Here is a 20,347-nt window from a genome sequence, read left to right as displayed (position 1 = left end):
CAAGACACCATGCCGCACCCGTTTATATTTAAAGAGATCATTTCGGTTACGATGATCCTGTTTGCTATTATTGATATTTTGGGCGCCATACCGGTAATTATTCAGCTCAGGCAACGGGTAGGCCATATCGAATCGGAAAAGGCCAGTATAGCTGTGCTGGTGCTTATGGTGACTTTTCTCTTTATTGGCGATGAGCTGCTTGCTGTAATAGGTCTGGATATTTCTTCATTCGCGATAGCGGGCTCACTTGTTATTTTCATCATCGCCATGGAAATGATCCTGGGTGTTGACTTTTTTAAAGAGGAATTACCGCAGGCCGCATCCATTGTTCCATTGGCTTTCCCGCTTATTGCTGGTGCCGGTACCATGACTACCTTATTGTCGCTTAAATCGCAATATCAAACACAAAATATCCTTGTAGGTATTGTGTTAAACACGCTGGTGGTATATCTTGTACTTAAAAATGTAAAGTGGCTTGAAAGGCTGCTTGGGCCGATAGGGTTGAGTGTACTGCGCAAGGCATTCGGGATAATTTTGCTGGCTATAGCTATTAAGCTGTTTAGAAGTAATACGCATTTGTAGCCCCCCGGCCCCCTAAAGGGGGAACTTGAAAAGCATTTTGCTGATTTCTTACCGTTGTCCCCGCCAAATAAAGAGCGATGATAAAATACACTTATTGACATTGACTGACTGGACAGTGTAGGGGGGATCTCCCCCTTTAGAAGGCCGGGGGGCTCAACCTCGCCACAAACATGGTGTCAGCCTTACGCTCATAGCCTTTTAAAACCGCCTTCTCTTCAAGTTTTAAACCAAGCTCATTTACCAAATAATCAACCACATCTTCATTTTCGCCTTTAAAAGCCGAGCAGGTGATGTAGATAAGCGGCTTACCCGGTTTAAGATATTTCACTACGTTTTGGGCGATGCTTTTTTGGAGTTTTTGAAAAAACTCTATTTTATGCGGATCAAACTGGGCTATCATTTCGGGGGTGCGTCCCCAGGTGCCGGAGCCGCTGCAGGGGGCATCAAGGATAACTCCATCAAAAGCGTAGTCATGCATCACCGAATCGATGTTTTGGGTAAGATCGAGGGCTTTTTTTTGATATTTGGTTAACCCTGCCAATTGAAAGCGCTCATCAAGGTTTGCCAGTATAGATTCACGAATGTCGGATACCACAAGTTTGATATTAGGTTCGTCCTCATGGAGTAATAATGATTTGCCGCCCGATGCCGCGCAGGCATCCCACCAGCTATCCCAGCGCTGTGGTTTAAAGTAATTGCCGGTTTGCTGCGATGAATAATCCTGCACCTCAAACCAGTGCTGTTTAGGGAATATAGTTTCGAGGCGTGTCCCGTTAGGCAGAGAATAGCAGCCGTTGCCCTCATCCTTAAAAACAACCTGTGCTTTGGTTAGCTCAGCCTTTACCAAATGATCATAGCCGTTACGTACCCGGATAAACAGATCGGGCTGGCAAAAAAACGATTTCAGAAAAGCTTGTTTATCAATTCCGTCTGAAAGTTGGCTGCTCCACGGAAAAACATCTTCCAGTTTAAAATCCGGGTAAGCAGTTTTTACGAGGGCCAGTTTATCGTCATCACTAAAACCTACGCAAACGGCCCATTCGGGCTTAAAATTTTGCAGGTAGGAGTTAGTTTGGGTATTACATAAAAATTCTGCGACTAACAGGCGTTCGTCTTCAAGTACATCAGGCAGTGCTTTGCCCAGGCGAAAGTAATTATACACCAACCGGTTGGCAACCCGCCTGTCGGTTGAGCCCATTTGTTTGTTTTGCCGGTAAAAGCCGGGTAAAAATTTACTTAGTGGCGTATCGGCAGGGTATTCACCCAAAATTCGCTGAAACGTTTTAAGCTGATTTATAGCCTTCATTCTACCTGTTTTAGCTCAAAGTTAGTGTACATTAATATATTTACATGGGTATTGATCCAGCCCTGTCCCGGCTTTTTAATAAAATGGAAGCCGTTATGCAAGCCGGTAAAATCGGTCCCCTCAATTGAAGCTAAACCTTTATCGGCAAAAAGCTGCCTGCCAAAGTATAACCCCTCGTCAAAACCTTTAATAGCGTATTCGGTCGGTTCAACGTGATATGCCCGCCTATAGTTACGTAAAAATGTTATTGTAGCCCCGGCTTTGTAATTTATTTTTTCGGTTGAAGTGATATGCGTATTCAAACGTTGTAGAAGCTGTGGTTTCAGGAAGCTGAACTTGTCCCAGCTTGGATGCCCGAACACCATAACAGGATAGTGCTTGTTCAGCGTATCTAACGACCGTAAGGTTACGCCTAAAAATGCCTGATCAATAGCAGGGATCACAAATACGTTTTTCTCGGTTTTTGAAAGTTGCGGCAATAAGCTGCTCAGCTTTCCGCGTACAACATATACATTGATAACCTTTACTTTCTTTTTGCTTAAGCTGTCAATGGCTTTTTTAAAATTAACCGCGTAATCATTCTCCTGGTTAAAGCCGGAGCGCAGGATAAAGATCTTTTTGGGTTTTACCGTTCTGTTAATATACTCTGCTGCGCCCCAGGCATGATATTCAAGCGGAGGGATAGCGGTGATCAAATTTTTGCTGTTGATAGTAGCCGGGTTAGCCGGTGATAAAGGCGATAGAATAGGCCCCTTTGAATAGGATAGCGCACCGGAAAATGCCTTTACGCCATCCGGAAAAACAGGGCCAACTATCAAATCGCTTGAACGGACAAACGCGTTTAAAGCCAGGTCATGCGCTTGCATGACTTCATCTCTTGAGTCAAAAATCTGCAGCTTATAGTTATTGCCATAAGCGGTAAGCGAATCAAGGGCAAGTTTAAATCCCTGGTAATATTCAACAGCTATGTTAGCCTGGCTTAGTTGTAAAGGACTGTATTTTTGAGCCGGATTTAAGTGCTCAAGATTAAGGGGCAAAAGCATGGCTATATTTGCCACTTTTTGTTCCGAAGCCTTTTCTGCCGGTTTCTCGGTGGTGTTGCCGGGCTTTTTTTCGGTATTATCAGTCGGTTTTTTTACGGTAGTTGCTACCGGCCGCGTTTTTGGTGAACATGCGGCCAGCAGCAAGGTTATGCAAAAAAACGTTAACCACTTATTCCCACTCAATAGTGGCCGGTGGTTTTGAACTGATATCATATACTACCCGGTTAATTCCTTTTACGTTGTTGATGATCTCGTTGCTGATCTTAGCCAGCAAGTCGTACGGTAAATGACACCAGTCGGCGGTCATTCCGTCAACCGATTCAACGGCACGGAGGCAAATCACGTTTTCGTAAGTACGCTCATCGCCCATTACACCTACCGATTGTACCGGTAAAAATATAGCACCGGCTTGCCAAACTTTATCGTAAACCCCGGCAGCACGTAAATTGTTTATATAAATTGCATCAGCTTCCTGTAATATCGCCACTTTTTCGGGTGTGATATCGCCCAGGATCCTGATAGCCAGGCCTGGGCCGGGGAATGGGTGGCGACCTAAAATATTAGGATCGATACCTAAAGCCTTGCCTACTTTCCTTACCTCGTCTTTAAACAAGGTGTTAAGCGGCTCAACAACTTTAAGTTTCATAAAATCAGGCAAACCACCTACGTTGTGGTGCGATTTGATAGTAGCCGAAGGGCCTTTAACTGATACCGATTCGATAACATCCGGGTAGATGGTACCCTGGCCAAGCCATTTTACATCCTGTACTTCGTGAGCGGCATCATCAAATACTTCGATGAATACGCGGCCGATAGCTTTACGTTTCTTTTCAGGATCGGTTAAGCCGGCCAATGCGTCGTAGAAGCGTTGTTTGGCGTCGATGCCTTTTATATTTAAGCCCATGTGTTGGTATGAATCAAGCACCTGCTCAAACTCATCTTTACGCAAAAGGCCGTTATCAACAAATATACAGTGCAGGTTTTTGCCTATAGCATGGTGAAGCAATACTGCCGCAACCGATGAATCGACACCGCCTGATAAGCCAAGCACTACTTTATCATCGCCCAGTTTTTCGCGAAGAGCAGCAACCGTGGTTTCGATGAATGAATCCGGTGTCCAGTCTTGTTTGCATCCGCATATGTCAACCAAAAAGTTTTGCAGCAATTGCTTGCCGTCAATGCTGTGGGTAACTTCAGGGTGGAACTGGATCCCATAAGTTTGGGTTCCGGTTACCTGGTAAGCGGCAACTTTAACGCTATCGGTACTTGCAATTACCTCAAAGTTATCGCCAATGGTAGCAATGGTATCGCCATGCGACATCCATACCTGTGAACCACCGGGAACGTCTTTAAATAAAGGGTTATCCTGTTTAATATATTCCAGGTTGGCACGACCGTATTCGCGGGTGCTTGATGGCAATACTTCGCCGCCGTGGAAATGGGCAACGTATTGAGCACCATAGCAAACGCCTAAAATAGGGCGTGTGGTGTGGAATTTTTCAAAATCGAAATGAGGAGCATCTTCCTGCCTTACAGAATAGGGGCTGCCTGAAAGGATGATACCTTTTACAGTGCTGTCAATTTCGGGATAATGATTGAAGGGGTGGATCTCACAATAAATATTGAGCTCCCTGACGCGGCGCGCTATAAGTTGGGTGAATTGCGAACCAAAGTCAAGAATGAGGATTTTTTCTTGCATGGGCAAAGATAGGATTTTGATTTGGGAATTGAGAATTGGGATTTCGGATTTTTTTATTTGGAAGATTCCCCCAACTTGCGCTCATCTGTGATGAGTGTTTAATATGGTTTCGCATTTGTAATGCGAGTCGCGATGCAATCGCTAAGCCACATTAAGCGCTCGTTGCAAACGAGCGCAAGTTTAAAATCCGTAAATTAAATCCTATTAATCCTCAAAATCCCCCCAAATCCCGGTTCAGACATTCTGATAATTCAGCATCCAGTTAATGCCATACTTATCTGTAAGCTCTGCGAAGTATGCCCCGAAAAACATATCGCTTAATGGCATAGTCACATTGCCTCCTGCCGAAAGCTCATTGAATAAACGTTCGGTTTCTTCGCGGCTTTCGGGCTCAACGTTGATGTGCATGTTATTGCCGGTTTGCAATTTAAAACCCATACTTTCCGGCGCGTCGGTAGCCATCAGTACGTGGCCGCCCATAATGGTAAGTTCACCATGGATGATCAGTTTTTTATCAGCTTCGTTCATCCGGACCTCCGCAGGCAACTCTATATCGCTAAAACGCGTAAGTTTTTTACCGGTAAATTCCCCTTTAAAAACCTCTTTGTAAAAAGTTAAAGCCTCTTCGGTATTGCCAGGGAAGTTTAAATAAGTGGTAACTCTTGCGGTGTTGTTGGGCTTTAGATCTTTCCTGATTTTAAAAGCGGTGCTCAGGTAATGATCCAGGTTGCTTAAGCCGGCGGTGAAACCTTCCTGGAATCCCATGCCAACGATGGTTTGCATGTCTTCCACTTTATCAAAATAGATATCGATATTAACAGTAGTGTGCTCACCTTCAGCGGTAAAGTTCTTTTCCCAGTTCATGACAGGGAAATTGGTATTTGTTACAGCATTCTCATCACAAAAGGAAACCGCATTGGCAATTTTTTGCCGGGCCACAATGGTTTTATATTCCTCCTTGCACCATGTTGGATGCTCTGTGTGTTCGGGGCCAACCATCTGATACAACCAGTAACCACCTTCCCTGAAATCCATGGTTTTAGTTTCGGCACGATAAGGTTTTGGAGCCCACCATTGGTCAAGGATTTCGCTTTCGGTCCATGCCTGCCATACTAAGTTAAGCGGCGCATCAAAAGTCCTTACCACATTTAACTTTTTGTTTTGAAGGTCTTTGGTAAATACAGCTTCGTTGTTTGTCATGATTGTTTGTTTTTTAGGTTTTGTAAAACATTGTCTAACTGGCTAAAACGGGTTTCCCACAGGGCGCGGAACTGATCCATCCAAACATCTACCTCTTTCATTTTTTGAGCGTTAAAATGATAATAGATTTCGCGACCGGTTTGTTTTTGGCTCACCAATTGGCATTCGCTCAGGATCTGGATATGTTTAGATACAGCCTGTCTGCTGCTTTGAAAATGTTCGGCAATGGCATTGGGCGTCATGGCCTGTAAGGCCAGCAGACTAATAATGGCCCTGCGGGTAGGATCGGCAATGGCCTGAAATACATCTCTTCTCATAAAATCTCTTTTTGCAACCGTTTGATTGCTAATATAAATGCAATTAATCGGTTGCGGAAATTTATTTGAAAAATATTTTAAAGTGCGTGTTTAAGGCAGATGAAGAGATAGGATGTCATAAGAGGGGATAAGTGGATCTATTCCTCGTCGGTAAAGTGCGCTTTGCGTTTTTCTTTGGCAAACTTATCTGCATTATAGCTTTCAGATTGGCCTTTTGGGATAGATAATGAATGCCAGTTTTCATTGCACAGCATCTTGCCTAAAAAAACTATCTGACCAACGTGATAGGGGTAATGGGCCAATTGCCGGTTTATGGCTTCCATAACAGTGTGCCCCTGATTACGGATATAGATGATCTTGCTGAGGTCATCGGCAGTTAATTTATTAAGCGTACCAAACAAACATTTCCAGCCCTGTTCCCAGGTATCTAAAACTGTTTGACGGGTGGTGGAAGATGGGGCGAATTCGGCTTCGCGGTTACGGGTAGGTTTTTCGCCGTCAGTGGTGAAAATATCAGTCCACCTGGAAATCATGTTGCCAGCCATATGGTTCACGATCATCGCAACGCTGTTTGACTCCAGATTATATTGCCAGTGTAACTGCTCGTCGTTAAGTTGCTCAAACGTTTTTTCGCCAAGAGATTTGTAATAAGCAAACTGCTTTTTAATGCTGTTTAGATAATCGTTTTCCATAAGTTAAAGTTAGGAGGCAACAACATATTAAACAACAAAAAAGGCATCCAGTGGGATGCCTCAAATATTTTAAACGAACAGGAAACCTAATCTCTGACCTCCAACCTCTAATCACTTCTTCTTTAATTCCCTTATTTCGGTTTTTAGCTCCTGCAACTGTTGCTGAGTTTGACGGTTTTCGAGGTAAAAATATATCGCGAAGCCTAAAAAGATTTTTCCTAATACAAATACGGCAGCAAATACCCATCGCCATGATTTATGCAGGCGCATATGGTTCGATTCAGACTCGATTGGGATGAACTGATCGGCAGGAGCTGCTTTTTCATAACCATTATGCCCATGATCTGTCCGGAATTTAACAGGTTGAACGAAGTTCTCCCTGCGGATAAGATCGTTGATTTCATCCTCAATCCTGTCCCAGGTTCCCGGAGGCGGGGTAATAGCCATGTTGGCGGCTAACTTTTCCATATCGGCTTCCAGTTGCCTAAGGGCGTCGTCTACCTCAGGATATTTGGCTTTCATATACATCAGTTCCTTTACTTCCTCATCGGTAGCCACACCCATTACAAAAACTTCAAGTATCCCACTATCAATGTACTCTTTCATTGTTCCTCCCGCTCCGGATAATGGTAAAACATTCTTTTAACGTTTTTCTGATTTCTTCTTCTGTTTTATTCAGTTCTGTAGCAATATTTCCTGCCGATTTGCACTGGTAATGAATCCCGCAAAAAACCTGCTGTTGAAAGGGCGTCATTAAAGCTACATACCGGTTATTAATGCGGGGTAAATTTTCCCAGGCTCTTTTGTCGGTATCATTTTCCAACGCCTCAAAAAAGTGGACCAATTTTTTGCGTGCCATTATTTGCAGGCGGCAAAGGGCGCTTGTTCCGTTTTTTGAAAACTCCTCAAGCTCGTTTGGTACATCGTTAAAAACAGCTGCAAGGTACTGCTCAGCTACCAGCTTATTTTGCACAACCTCATAAATATAACCCAGAAGTTTTGCTGAGTAATTATTGTACAGGTTCAGTACGGCCGCCGATTTGCTCTGGACCATGAGTGCAGGTGTTTGTAACCGCGTATTCAAATTAGGGGGTCAATTAAAATAGTATATTTTATTATTCAACGGAATATATAAAAACTATGTTACAAATTAAAGAGAAATTGCACAAAATGTGTGCAACCGGATACTATATTTCACACTCCTGTATGTTGTATGTAATTGTATAATAGTTTACTAAGGTGTTACCCTGGTGTAACATGCAGAAGTTTGTGGTGTTATTGGTAAAATTCCCTATAGATGACTGGTATGAGCTTTAATATTAATTTATAATTGTTCACACAATTTTTTTAATATGTTAAGTGTTACACTCCAATAAAAATTAACATGCTTATAAATTATTTCATCCGGAAAATTAGTGAGCGTAAGCCTAACCGTGGTGCTATCCTCAGTGGGGGTTAGTACAAAACGGACTTCCGTGTAATTTTCAGGTATATCGGGCAGGTTTGAAAGCGAGCTCCAGTAACTATATTGAAAAACCTTTTCGGGATCGAATTGCCGGATAGTGCCCCTGTTTTCAAAACTCGTCCAGTGCAGATCTCCCCGGAAAATTATTGAGCTTCCAACCTGCCAGTCGGATATCACATTAATTGCTGAATCAGACATCCATAGCTTAATTAATGCCGGATTTGTCAGGGCACTCCACACCTTTAAAACCGGGGCATTAATATTAACCATTTTATTTATTTCCGTTTCATATGATAGACTGTATGTCATGTTTCCCTATTAGTTGATTAGGAGGTAAGGTGAAAATAAAATTAAAAAATGGGAAAGACCAGCCTTAACCAATTATATGACCGTAATTGAACATGATATGTGCAGAATCAAGCAGTTGGAGAGGAATGGGTTATTGTTTAAGGTGTTGGTTTTTAATTGTTTAAAATAATGGCACGATATAGGTGTGTAATAAAGTACAGGCTGAGATTTAACCTGATTTAGTTGATCGATAGCTTTGAGATGTTATCGGGATTTGCGTTCCGGGGTGAGATACGGGACGCACTTTTTTGTTTAAAGGGGAGGGAAATGAATCTAATGTCATTTCGAAACGAGGTACGAGTGAGAAATCTTATACGTGCGGCAAACCTGACATGATCGCTTAGCAGGGTGTATAAGATTTCTCTTTCGCCCTAACACCCGTTCCCACCTCCGCTCTATCGAAATGACATCTTTTATGGAAAACGGGCTACTGCTTCGCCTTTAAGCTATCAGCCTTTGCTTTTTCACGTTTTTTGAAAAATCCCCTCAGAAAAAAGTTATGTTGCACAGCCTCAAGATCATCATTTAATTTAATTGATGCTGCCTGCAGGTTATTAATAGCTGATTGTGTTTGCACTGCCGCTTTCTGGTCGTTTAATAATACACCCAGCGCATTATCGGTACTATTAAGTTTGTTACTTGCCTTGGTAAGGTTATTGGTAAGCGTTGAAGCGTTTGCTGCGGTTTGCTGTAACTGGGTTACTGCCTGTTTAATTTGAGCAAATGTGGCTGTATCCGTAAGCATTTTATCGGCAAGGCCGCCTTTGGTATTCATTTTACGGCTAAATTGATCAAGTTGTACCGCCATTAAAGCCGCGCTTTGGGTGGTAGCCTGCAGGTTGCGCATGGCGCCACGCAGCTGTATAGCCATAGTACTGTCGGCCAATAAAGCGCCTACAGTACCTTTGCCTTGCAGTATGTTATGACTTAATGATTTGAAATCGTTAGTGATGGCCAGCAGGTTTTGGTTATTGTCTTGCAGGGTTTTTAACATATCATCGGTCGAGAGCATTTTTTCTGATTGCAGAACATCTCCATCTTCTACTACCGGCGCCTGTGCGGTGCCACCCTCTATCACAATAAGCTTATTACCTATTAAACCGTCCGACCCGATTTTGGCCATAGCATTGCGGCGGATATATTGTTGGGCAGCCTCGTCAACATTCATGTATACCTGAACTTCTGATGGGCCGATAAAATTGATATTGCTGATAGTTCCTACCTTAACGCCCGAAAACCAAATGGCATTGCCTTTCTTTAAACCGGCAACATCGGTAAACACCGCGCTAAGCTTTATATTTTTAACAAAGGCTTTTTGCTGACCGCCCAGGGTAAATACCCCCAATATAAATAATACGAGGCCAAGTGCCAGGAATATGCCTACTATGATTGATTTTCTGTTTTCTGCTGGATCCATGATAATGGTATATCTTATCTAAGTGTTGTTATTCAATAAAGTTGTAATCGTAAAAAGGTTTCACGCGGCTGTCGTTTGTATTAAATACTTCTTCGAAAGTGCCGGTACGCTGAAACTGCCCGTCTAAGAGCATAGCAATCCTGTCGCCGGTTTGTTTGGCGCAGGTAAGGTCGTGTGTTATGATGATGGATGAAGTATTGTAGCGTTGCTGTACTTCGTTAATCAGGTCATTGATCTCAATACAGGTAATAGGGTCGAGACCGGCTGTAGGCTCATCATACAGCATGATCTCGGGGTTCAGGATCAGCGTACGGGCAATCCCGATCCGCTTACGTTGCCCGCCCGAAAGCTCAGAGGGCATCTGGTTAATGGTTTGCGAAAGCCCAACCGCATCAAGCACAGTTTCAACCGCGGTGTTGATCTCTCCGCGGGTGAGGTTCCGTTTATTGCGTACCAGAGGAAACTCCAGATTTTTGCGCACGGTCATACTATCGTACAATGCGCTGTTCTGGAATGAAAAGCCTATCCTGATGCGGAGCTTTTGCAGTTCATCTTCTGTAATATGGGCAATATCCTGATCAAATACTTTCACCATACCCTCATCAGGCTTAAGCAGGCCCGATATAATCTTGATCAGTACGGATTTACCTGTACCCGAACGACCAAGTACAACCAAATTTTCGCCCTGGTAAAGGTCAAGGTCAATGCCCCTAAGCACCGCATAATCCTGGAAAGCTTTTTTAAGCCCCCTGATACTGATAACCGGGTTATTATGATCTGCCTGTACTGCTGCTTTTCTCATATCTCAGTTAATTAGCGGAACCAGCCGGTTATCTGTACAATAATAACTTCTTCAATAAACACCAGGAACATGGCAGTAATTACCGCGCCGTTCGCTGCTTTACCTACGCCCTCGGTGCCCTTGTTTGAGTTGTAACCCTGGTAGCAACCAACAATACCTATGGTAAAACCAAATACAATTGATTTGATGAGCGATGCCACAAAATCGGTAAAGGTTAAGGGTTCAAAAACTTCCTGGATAAAGGTTGTCCATGTGGTGCCTTCGTTTTGGGTAACATTTAAATAACCCCCAAACAAGGCCACAAAGCCGGTGTAGGTTGATAAAATTGGAATAGTAAGCGTAGTAGCCAGTACGCGGGTACATACCAGGTATTTAAATGGCTTAGTACCCGATACCTCCATGGCATCTATCTGCTCGGTAACACGCATCGATCCCAGCTCGGCGCCGATACTTGACCCTACTTTTCCCGATGCAATTAATGCGGTAACCAACGGCGCAAGTGCACGCATGATAGCTATTGATACGAGGGAGGGCAGCCATGATTCGGCCCCAAATTGGGATAATGATGGCCTTGATTGTTTGGTGAAAATAACGCCAACAATAAAACCGGTAACAGATATCAGCGTAAATGAACGTACTCCTACTTCATAGCACTGGCGTACAACTTCTTTAAGTTCAAAAGGTGGTACAAAGGCCTCCCTGAAAAAACGGAGGATAAATTGGTTTATCTTATAAAGCGTCAAAAAAAAGTCGCTCAGGCTTTGCTTAAGCTTAGAGAACCTTTTTGGATGCCTGGGTATGCTTTGCGTATTATCCATTCAATAGGTACTTGTATTAATATACGGTTATTTCTACAAAACCCGCCGGGCTTTGTTTGCCGTATTTATTTTATTTCATTGAAAACACTTTTTAAATCGTTTTGAAAACCTTTGCCCGGTTGATAAAATGAAATAAAAGTATTATGTATCAATGCTTTATTGTGCTGTTTGTAGTAATGATTTAAACCTTTTTGTTAATTTAAAACCAAATAATGTAAAAAAAGTATTATATCTTACCTGTGTATTAAAAGTACATTTGATAATATACCAATTATAAATGCTTTAGCAAAACACCGGCCAGAATCGGTACCGGTATTTAAGCAGGCAAATTATCAAATACAGTGTTAATGGCAGATTAAATTACGGCTAATTAAATCCTTTTGACCATTTGGGTTAAATGTTTAAACTTATTTGCCTGCAAACCTAAAAGTTAAAATTTATATAGCGTAACACAGCTCCTAAAATATAGTTAATGAAGTGTAAAATTTTGATATGTTGCCTTACTATGCTGTATTTGCCGGCATTTTTAAGTGCGCAATCAAACCCATTTCAGTTTTCAAGGCTTGATATTAACAACGGATTGTCTCATAACCAGGTCAACTGCGTTTACAAGGATAGTAAAGGTTTTATGTGGTTTGGCACCCTGTCGGGGCTTAACAAGTATGATGGTTACAAGATCAAGACCTTTAAACATGCCAGTAATGATACAACTACGTTAGATGACGACTACATAGTTAGTATAACCCCCGGCCCGGAAAATAAGCTCTGGATCGAGACCCGTATGGGGTTTAATATTTATGATCCCGCGACAGAAAAATTTACCCGCAACTATAAAGATTTCCTGTATAAAATAAAACTGTATGACCCTTACATAGCAGCCATTAAAAGTGACAGGTTTGGCGATTTCTGGTTTTTGCACCATAATAAAAATCAGGGTGTATATAAATATGATCCCAAAGCAAAACTACTTACTAACCTAGTGCATAAGGATAATGACGGTAGTTCCATTTCCTCCAATTTGGTTACCGATCTTTCTGTCGATTCAAAGAAAGGTATCTGGCTGGTATCCAGCACAGGGGTTTTGGAAAGGCTTGATCCGGTTACTTACAAAGTTAACTACCGCAGAGCTTTGGGTGAGTTGCCTCCGGGCCTGAGCTCGTCATACAAAATATATATCGACAGGCAGGATGATATCTGGGTATTTGTACCAAGCTATTCATCGGGTGTGTTTTACCTCAATATGCAAAAAGGCATCTTTAAGCATATTGGCAAAGGCCAGGCCGGTGTTGGTTTAAATACGGATGTAGTATCGGACCTGGCAGAGGACGATCAAAACAGGATATGGATAGCTACAGATCATGGCGGTATAAACATACTTGATAAGCAGGATTTTAAATTGAGCTATCTCCTGAACCGTGAAGACGATGATAAAACAGTGGGGCAAAACAGTGTAACCTGTGTTTATCGCGATTACTCAGGCATTGTATGGTGTGGAACTTACAAAAGAGGGCTTAGCTATTACCATCCAAGCATTATCAAATTTGCAGGTTATACACATCACTTAAGCGATGCAAACAGCCTGCCCTTTAGCGACGTAAATAATTTTGCCGAAGATAAGCTGGGCAATATCTGGATTGGTACAAACGGCGGCGGCCTTATTTACTGGAACCGTAAAACCGGAAGCTTTAAACAATACCTGCACAATGCCAATGATAAAAACAGCCTCAGTAATAATGTGGTGGTTTGCTTATTTGTTGATCACGAGCAAAAGCTGTGGATAGGCACCTATTATGGCGGCCTTGATTGTTATGATGGTAAAACATTTAAACATTATCAGCACAGCGATGGGGTACCGAACAGCATTTCTGAAAACAGGATCTGTTCTATTATGGAAGATAGCGAACAAAATCTTTGGGTAGGCACTTTGTCGGCCGGTTTAAATAAGCTCGATAAAAACAGGCAGATAGTAGCGAGTTATAAGTTTGACGGAGATATCAGCAAAAATAACATTCATTCAAACTACATAAGTGCCTTGCTTGAGGATAGGCGTAAAAACATATGGATAGTAACTGCTTACGGTGTTGATGTACTGGTGCAGAAGGATAACAAGTTTATGCATTACCTGCATGACGATAAAGATCCTAACAGCCTGGTAAATAACAATACCAATAATATTTTAGAAGATAGCCGGGGATTAATATGGATCAGTACCCGCGAAGGACTTAATATTTTTAACCCGGATACTAAAAAATTTACAGCCCTTACCAAACAGGATGGCCTGCCCGATAATACAACTATCGATATCAGGGAAGATGAAAACCGCAATATATGGGTGAGCACACCAAACGGGCTTTCAAATATTATTGTAAACAGAAGCAAGCCACAACTTAAGTTCAATTTCATAAACTATAATGAGGCCGATGGTTTGCAGGGGCGCGAGTTTGCCGAAAATTCATCGGTAAAAACCCGTGAAGGGGAATTGATTTTTGGCGGAGGTAATGGCTTTAATATTTTTAAGCCATCGGCCCTGCATTTTAACAAAAGCAGTTCGGCATTACTGTTTACCGATTTTCAACTGTTTGATAAAAGCCTTGGCGTAGGCGAAAAGGTTAACGGCAGGGTAATATTACCTGAATCCATTTCTGAGCTTAAGGAAATAGTACTTAACTACGATCAAAACGTATTTTCGATTGAATTTGCGGCGCTTACCTTTTTTAATCCCGATAAGGTAAAGCTGCAATATGCTATGGAAGGTTTTTATGATGGCTGGATCTCTGTTGATAATAAGCTCCGGAAGGCCACCTACAACCTTGAGCCCGGTGATTATACCTTTAAGGTGCGGGCAACTCAAAATGAGTTTTGGAATGGAAAAGAAATAGCCCTGCATATCAGAATCCTGCCGCCGTTTTGGAAAACTATCTGGGCTTATGTGATTTACGGTCTGTTGGGTATTGGAGCGCTGTTTTATTTCAGGCAGAGGGGCATCAAAAAGCTGCGGGAGCAATTCACTATTGAAAAAGAACGGGAAGAAGCCCAGCGTATGCATGAACTTGATTTGATGAAGATCAAATTCTTTACCAACATAAGCCATGAGTTCCGTACGCCATTATCGCTTATTATGGCACCGGTTGATAAGATTCTGAAACAGGTAAGCGAACCCGAAACGCGGCGCCAACTTACGATGATCACCCGCAACGCCAAACGTCTGCTCAACCTGGTTAATCAGCTAATGGATTTCCGGAAAATGGAATACCAGGAACTTAAATTGTATAAACGATCGGGTAACATTATCAACTTTATTAAAGATTTGTCGTGGTCGTTTACCGATATAGCTGATCAAAAGCACATCAAATTTGTTTTTGATACCGATAACGAAGAGTTTGTTACCAGTTTTGATCACGATAAAATTGAGCGTATCATGTTTAACCTGCTTTCAAACGCTTACAAGTTTACACATGAGGGAGGACAGGTAAGCGTGTTGCTTAACCTGAAACGCTGCGATGAAGATACCGGGTACCTATTGGAGATAAGGGTGGTGGATACCGGCATAGGGATCCCGGCTGATAAAAGGGAAAGGATCTTTGACCCTTTCTTTCAACATGATATTCCCGGTTCTATGTTAAATCAGGGCAGCGGGATCGGGCTTGCCATTACTAAGGAGTTTGTGAAGCTGCACCAGGGCGAGATTTTTGTGGAGAGCGAACATAATCAGGGGAGTTGCTTCACAGTAATATTACCATTGCAAAAGGTTGATGAAACACTGTTTACTGATACCGAATATCATTTGCAGCATAGTACGGAATTTATGACAGATGCTGACCAGGTAAAACCTGCCCAGCAAAAGGAAACACGAGATATCAAGAAACCGACGGTACTATTGGTAGAAGATAATGAGGACTTCAGATTTTACATTAAAGATAATCTGAAGGATGCCTTTAATATTATCGAGGCCGAAAACGGTAAAAAAGGTTGGCAAAAGGCGCTGGCCCAGCACCCCAACCTGGTAGTAAGCGATATCAGCATGCCTGAAATGAATGGGATCGACTTATGCCGTAAAATCAGGGGAGACTCACGTACATCACATATCCCGGTAATATTGCTTACAGCTCAAACGGGAGAGGAGCAACAGATCAAAGGCCTGGAAACCGGCGCTACCGATTATATGACCAAGCCCTTCAATTTTGAGATCCTGCATTCTAAAATAAAGAACATCCTCAACCAGCAGGAAAAAATGCGCAAAACCTACCAAAAGCAGGTAGATGTTACACCCACCGAGTTGCACGTGGATTCGCCAGAGGAAATGTTTATTAAAAAGGTACTAATGCTGATAGATGCCAATATCTCTAACCCTAATTTCTCTGTTGAAGAGTTGAGCAGCGAGATGTTTGTAAGCCGTTACACGCTTTATAAAAAGATACTTCAAATGACCGGTAAAACTCCTAACGAACTTGTGCGTTCCATGCGTTTGAAACGTGCCGCACAGTTGCTGGAAACCGGTCACCTTACCATATCTCAAATTTGCCATAAGGTTGGCTTCAAGAGCCAGAAATACTTTGTGCGTACCTTTAAGGCTGAGTTTAACAGCATCCCGTCAAAGTACCAGGAAGCCATGAACCAGGAGTGACCGTTGATTTTTTTCTTGATTACGTTGATTTCGCTGATTTTTTCTGAACCGGGATTAAACGGATTTTTTGGATTAATGGCTTTCACTGTCGCGGGTTTAGTGATAGCGTAACCCGTGGTGTAGCATTAGCATTACTAAAGCTTCCAGCTTTAGTAGAAGTTCATTTGCGCTGACATCACTCCTTTATTATACAAGCATTGGAAATACAAAAGACCCATGTCATTGCAAGGAGGAACGACGAAGCAATCGCATACTATGCAGAGCGGCTATGCTTCCGTGCGATTGCCACGCTGCGCTCGCAATGACATGGTGCTAATGACCTTTCACCTCAAAATTTACTTTCAAATATTTATGGGTTTGATCCGGAGATGGCGGAATCTCTTCATTTTAAAATCACCTTCTTTTATCTCCCAATAAACCGCATCTGGTGATACTATTATCGCACTAAAATATCATTACAAATCATATCAAAGGGTGCACATTTGTAACTGTTACAACCTTTTTATGGCAATATTCTATATTAAATTATTGATTATTAAATAGTTATGTATAGTTGACATTTGTACCCCTATTTATCCACAACCGGGCTGTTTGTTGCATATAATTTTACCATCGTTATAATCAATATTAACCACAATCATTTGCTGAGGCAAGGGTTGATATAAACCTAATAAGTAACAAACCAATTTATTAACAGGATAATCCGTCAATATCAATTGATGAAACGGAGATGTCATTACGGAGGATAGATAATTTATTCCGGCAGATCAGGCATCAGACAAGGGAAGACACGGTATTATCCAGTCTGTATAATTAAGAGCTTAAAATCTAAATAAATCAATATTAACTAACAATCAATTATGGGAAAAATTCTACGAATAGCCTTCCTGTTCTCCTTAATGTTTATGTGCGTCCGGGGGATGGCACAAAGCCAGGGAACGGTGGTACAGGGAACAGTTTCAGACGAAAAGGGCGTCACCCTGCCGGGCGTTACAGTTGCTGTTAAAGATAGTAAGACGACAGTGATTACCGATGTTGACGGTAAATTTCGTCTCGCTTTACCGGCCAACGCCAAAATACTTGTTTTTACCTTCATCGGTACCGAAAAACAAGAGGTGCCCATAGGTAACAAAACAGCATTTACAATTACCCTTAAATCAACAACTACGGCGCTTACTGATGTTAATGTGGTAGCTATTGGCTACGGATCGCAGAGGAGGCAGGATGTTAACGGTGCTATATCATCAGTAAAAGCAGCTGATATAGCCAATATTCCGCAGCCGAGTGTTGATCAGTTGCTGCAAGGCAAGGCCGCAGGTTTAACCATCACCCAAAACTCGGGTGCTCCGGGTAGCTCAACCTCGGTTAGGGTGCGTGGTGTTACATCGTTAAGCTTATCAAACGAGCCGCTGTATGTTATTGATGGTGTGCCTATTTCGGGTGATGCTACCAATAAATCAACCAGTGGCCGTTCACCGCAATTAACATCTAACAATGATGAGAATGCAGTAAGTCCGCTGGCGTTGATTAACCCGAGCGACATCGAATCTATCGATGTGCTGAAAGATGCATCTGCAACGGCAATTTATGGTAGCCGGGCATCAAACGGTGTGATCATCATCACCACAAAGAGGGGGAAAAACGGTAGTGCGCGTGTTAATTATGATGGTTATGTAGGGTACCAGGAACAGGGAAAATTTTTAAAAATGATGAACCTGCAACAATATGCTGCATTGCAAAATGCCATTGCCGATGTTATCGGTGTTCAAAAACGCGGCGAATTTGCCGACCCAAGCTTATTGGGTAACGGTACCAACTGGCAGCATGAAATTTTCAGGAATGCGCCCATGCAAAGTCACCAGGTATCTATATCAGGAGGTAAGGAAGGTACAGACTATTATATCTCTGGCGGTTACTTAAGGCAGTTAGGTACAATTTTGGGTAACGACTTTACACGTTACACAATCCGTACCAATATCAATTCGCAGGTGAAGGATTGGTTGAAGGTAGGTACTACCATATCCGGTAGTCGTACTAATCAAAATGTGTCAATCGGTGATAATAACGGTGTTATTTACGGTGCTTTGCTAAGCGCGCCTGATCAGTCGGTACGTAATGCGGACGGATCATTTTCTGGTCCGCTGCCACAGGCTAATCAACAGGGCGGGCAAATTAACCCGGTAGCCCAGGCACTAAGTATCTACAATAACCTGGTGCGCAGTAATTTTAACGGAGGCGTTTATGCCGAAATGAAATTTACCCGCGACCTATCATTAAGAAGCCAGTTAAACGGTGATTTCAATTGGTCAAACGCTAAAGTATTTCAACCATCGTATAGCTACGGGCCTTTATTTGTTAATCCAACTGCAAAGCTTAACGAATACATTGCCAATACTGTATACTGGGGCTGGCAGGAGTATTTAAACTATAATCACACTTTCGGCAAAAAACACAATGTGGTAGGTTTATTGGGTTATGAAGTTAACGAATCAACCTGGGGTGGCGTTGACGCCGGTGTTCAGAACTTTTTAGGTAATGATCTTAAAACCCTGAACCTGGGTGATGCAAAAACGGCCACTAACGGAGAGTATAAAGATGGTCAGGCACTTGAGTCGCAATTTGCACGCGCCATATATACTTACAACAATAAGTATAGTATAACAGCTACTATCCGTCGTGATAAATCATCAAAATTTGCAGAAGGGCACCAGGTAGGTTATTTCCCATCGTTTGCGGTGTCATGGCGCTTATCTGAGGAGCCATTTCTTGCCGGTTTAAAAACTGTTGCCGATAATGTTAAATTAAGGGTAGGTTATGGTCAGGTTGGTAATCAGGCCGTACCAAATTACCTTTACGGTTCTGCATTAAACTCGTTAACTACCGGTTTGGGTACAGGCTTTACTATTGATAAAGTGGCAAACCCTAACCTAACCTGGGAAACAGCTATTCAAACTGATATCGGTATTGATTTCTCTTTATTCGGCAGGGTTGATGCAAGTGTTGATTATTTTGATAAAACTTCAAAAAACTTCCTGTTCCAGGCGTCATTACCGGCATTTCTGTTAGGCCAAAGTGCCGAATATTCGGGCACGGGCGTAATTGCTCCGCCTTATGTTAACGGTGGTAAATTGTATAACCGTGGTATTGAGTTCACTATCAATTCAAGAAACATCGCCACAACTAATTTCAGGTGGAACACTACGCTGATCTTCTCAAAGTATAAAAACAAAGTTGTATCACTTGCCAATGGTGTGCCCTTCATCAACAGGAGTGTTGGCGTAAGCTTCCTGTCGTTACCGGTTACCCGTACAGTAGCTGGTGGTCCGGTAGGTGAGTTTTATGGCTATGAAGTTCAGGGTATTTTCAAAACTGCCGATCAGCTGCGCAGCGCACCTGTCCAGTTTGGCCGCCCGGTGGCTAATAACTCGGCAGGTACCTGGTTGGGTGATATTCAATATAAGGATTTAAACCACGATGGTAAAATTGACGAAGCAGATCAAACCAGTTTGGGTAGTGGTAACCCTAAATTTACTTACGGTATCACCAACTCGTTCAGTTATAAATCATTTGATCTTTCGTTCTTCCTTAATGGATCATACGGCGCTAAGATCTTTAACGTGCTCAACTATTCTATCAGTGGCTTATCAGGCCTTTACCAAAATCAACTGGCTTCGGTGGCTAATTTCTGGACGCCCCAAAATCCCAATTCAAACATCCCGGCCCCACGCGGCGGTGATAACCCTAACCTGAAAAATTCAGACAGGTTTATCGAAAGCGGATCGTTCCTAAGGGTGCAAAATGTAAGTCTTGGTTATAACCTGCCACTATCATGGATCAGGCACATCAAACTTAACCGCCTTAAAGTTTATGTAAGCGGCCAAAACCTGTACGTGTTTACACCTTACAAAGGCCTCGATCCGGAAATTGGGTCAATAAACCAGGATGCGTTTTTAAACGGTGTTGATATCGGCAGGTATCCTTCGCCACGTACCATCACATTTGGAGTTAACGCTGAGTTTTAATTTTTGGATGAA

Annotated in this window: 15 protein-coding genes; 3 read left to right on the top strand and 12 right to left on the bottom strand. The window is 42.4% G+C overall.

Going from position 1 to position 20,347, the window contains the following annotated elements:
• Positions 1–9: 9 nt before the first annotated feature.
• A complete protein-coding gene (locus tag ACEN9X_RS04235) occupies positions 10–582 on the top strand; it encodes a MarC family protein (RefSeq protein WP_090528400.1) in 573 nt (190 codons plus the stop codon).
• A 136-nt stretch (positions 583–718) separates the two neighbouring features.
• On the opposite strand, the gene ACEN9X_RS04230 is transcribed toward ACEN9X_RS04235, so the two are convergent.
• The 12 genes from ACEN9X_RS04230 to ACEN9X_RS04175 form a co-directional block, all read right to left on the bottom strand.
• Positions 719–1,888 carry an RsmB/NOP family class I SAM-dependent RNA methyltransferase gene (locus ACEN9X_RS04230; RefSeq protein WP_413669230.1) on the bottom strand — a complete coding sequence of 390 codons (1,170 nt, stop codon included), beginning with the start codon at positions 1,886–1,888 and terminating at the stop codon, positions 719–721.
• A complete protein-coding gene (locus ACEN9X_RS04225; protein ID WP_413669229.1) occupies positions 1,885–3,144 on the bottom strand; it encodes an ABC transporter substrate-binding protein in 1,260 nt (419 codons plus the stop codon). Before ACEN9X_RS04225 ends, ACEN9X_RS04230 begins: the two co-directional genes overlap by 4 nt.
• A complete protein-coding gene (guaA, locus tag ACEN9X_RS04220; protein WP_413669228.1) occupies positions 3,101–4,630 on the bottom strand; it encodes a glutamine-hydrolyzing GMP synthase in 1,530 nt (509 codons plus the stop codon). Before guaA ends, ACEN9X_RS04225 begins: the two co-directional genes overlap by 44 nt.
• Before the next feature lie 234 nt (positions 4,631–4,864).
• Positions 4,865–5,830, bottom strand: coding sequence for an SRPBCC domain-containing protein (locus tag ACEN9X_RS04215; RefSeq protein ID WP_413669227.1), 966 nt, complete (start codon positions 5,828–5,830; stop codon positions 4,865–4,867).
• Positions 5,827–6,147, bottom strand: a complete 321-nt coding sequence (locus ACEN9X_RS04210) for an ArsR/SmtB family transcription factor (protein ID WP_091217982.1) — start codon at positions 6,145–6,147, stop codon at positions 5,827–5,829. The genes ACEN9X_RS04215 and ACEN9X_RS04210 overlap by 4 nt, the downstream gene beginning before the upstream one ends.
• Positions 6,148–6,284: 137 nt before the next feature.
• Complete coding sequence (locus ACEN9X_RS04205) at positions 6,285–6,839, bottom strand: DUF1572 family protein (RefSeq protein ID WP_413669226.1); 555 nt, start codon at positions 6,837–6,839, stop codon at positions 6,285–6,287.
• 111 nt (positions 6,840–6,950) lie between these two features.
• Positions 6,951–7,445, bottom strand: coding sequence for a hypothetical protein (locus tag ACEN9X_RS04200; RefSeq protein ID WP_413669225.1), 495 nt, complete (start codon positions 7,443–7,445; stop codon positions 6,951–6,953).
• Complete coding sequence (locus ACEN9X_RS04195; RefSeq protein ID WP_413669224.1) at positions 7,429–7,893, bottom strand: hypothetical protein; 465 nt, start codon at positions 7,891–7,893, stop codon at positions 7,429–7,431. Before ACEN9X_RS04195 ends, ACEN9X_RS04200 begins: the two co-directional genes overlap by 17 nt.
• A 270-nt stretch (positions 7,894–8,163) precedes the next feature.
• A complete protein-coding gene (locus tag ACEN9X_RS04190; protein ID WP_413669223.1) occupies positions 8,164–8,613 on the bottom strand; it encodes an SRPBCC family protein in 450 nt (149 codons plus the stop codon).
• Positions 8,614–9,079: 466 nt separating this feature from the next.
• On the bottom strand, positions 9,080–10,069 hold the full coding sequence (locus ACEN9X_RS04185; protein ID WP_413669222.1) for an MlaD family protein: 990 nt from the start codon (positions 10,067–10,069) through the stop codon (positions 9,080–9,082).
• Positions 10,070–10,097: 28 nt separating this feature from the next.
• A complete protein-coding gene (locus ACEN9X_RS04180) occupies positions 10,098–10,871 on the bottom strand; it encodes an ABC transporter ATP-binding protein (protein ID WP_413669221.1) in 774 nt (257 codons plus the stop codon).
• Positions 10,872–10,882: 11 nt separating this feature from the next.
• Positions 10,883–11,689 carry an MlaE family ABC transporter permease gene (locus tag ACEN9X_RS04175; protein WP_413669220.1) on the bottom strand — a complete coding sequence of 269 codons (807 nt, stop codon included), beginning with the start codon at positions 11,687–11,689 and terminating at the stop codon, positions 10,883–10,885.
• Between the two features lie 472 nt (positions 11,690–12,161).
• Here ACEN9X_RS04175 and ACEN9X_RS04170 point away from each other — a divergent pair, with 472 nt between their 5' ends.
• Positions 12,162–16,313 carry a two-component regulator propeller domain-containing protein gene (locus ACEN9X_RS04170; RefSeq protein WP_413669219.1) on the top strand — a complete coding sequence of 1,384 codons (4,152 nt, stop codon included), beginning with the start codon at positions 12,162–12,164 and terminating at the stop codon, positions 16,311–16,313.
• Positions 16,314–17,173: 860 nt separating this feature from the next.
• The gene (locus ACEN9X_RS04165) at positions 17,174–20,335 is read left to right on the top strand and encodes a SusC/RagA family TonB-linked outer membrane protein (RefSeq protein WP_413669218.1); all 3,162 of its coding nucleotides are present in this window, start codon (positions 17,174–17,176) and stop codon (positions 20,333–20,335) included.
• The last annotated feature ends 12 nt before the right edge of the window (positions 20,336–20,347 follow it).

Source organism: Mucilaginibacter sp. Mucisp86, from assembly GCF_047324315.1.
In the GTDB taxonomy this organism is placed as follows: domain Bacteria; phylum Bacteroidota; class Bacteroidia; order Sphingobacteriales; family Sphingobacteriaceae; genus Mucilaginibacter.
Note: the sequence above shows the minus strand (reverse complement) of the source record. Positions and strands in the feature narration are given on the sequence as shown.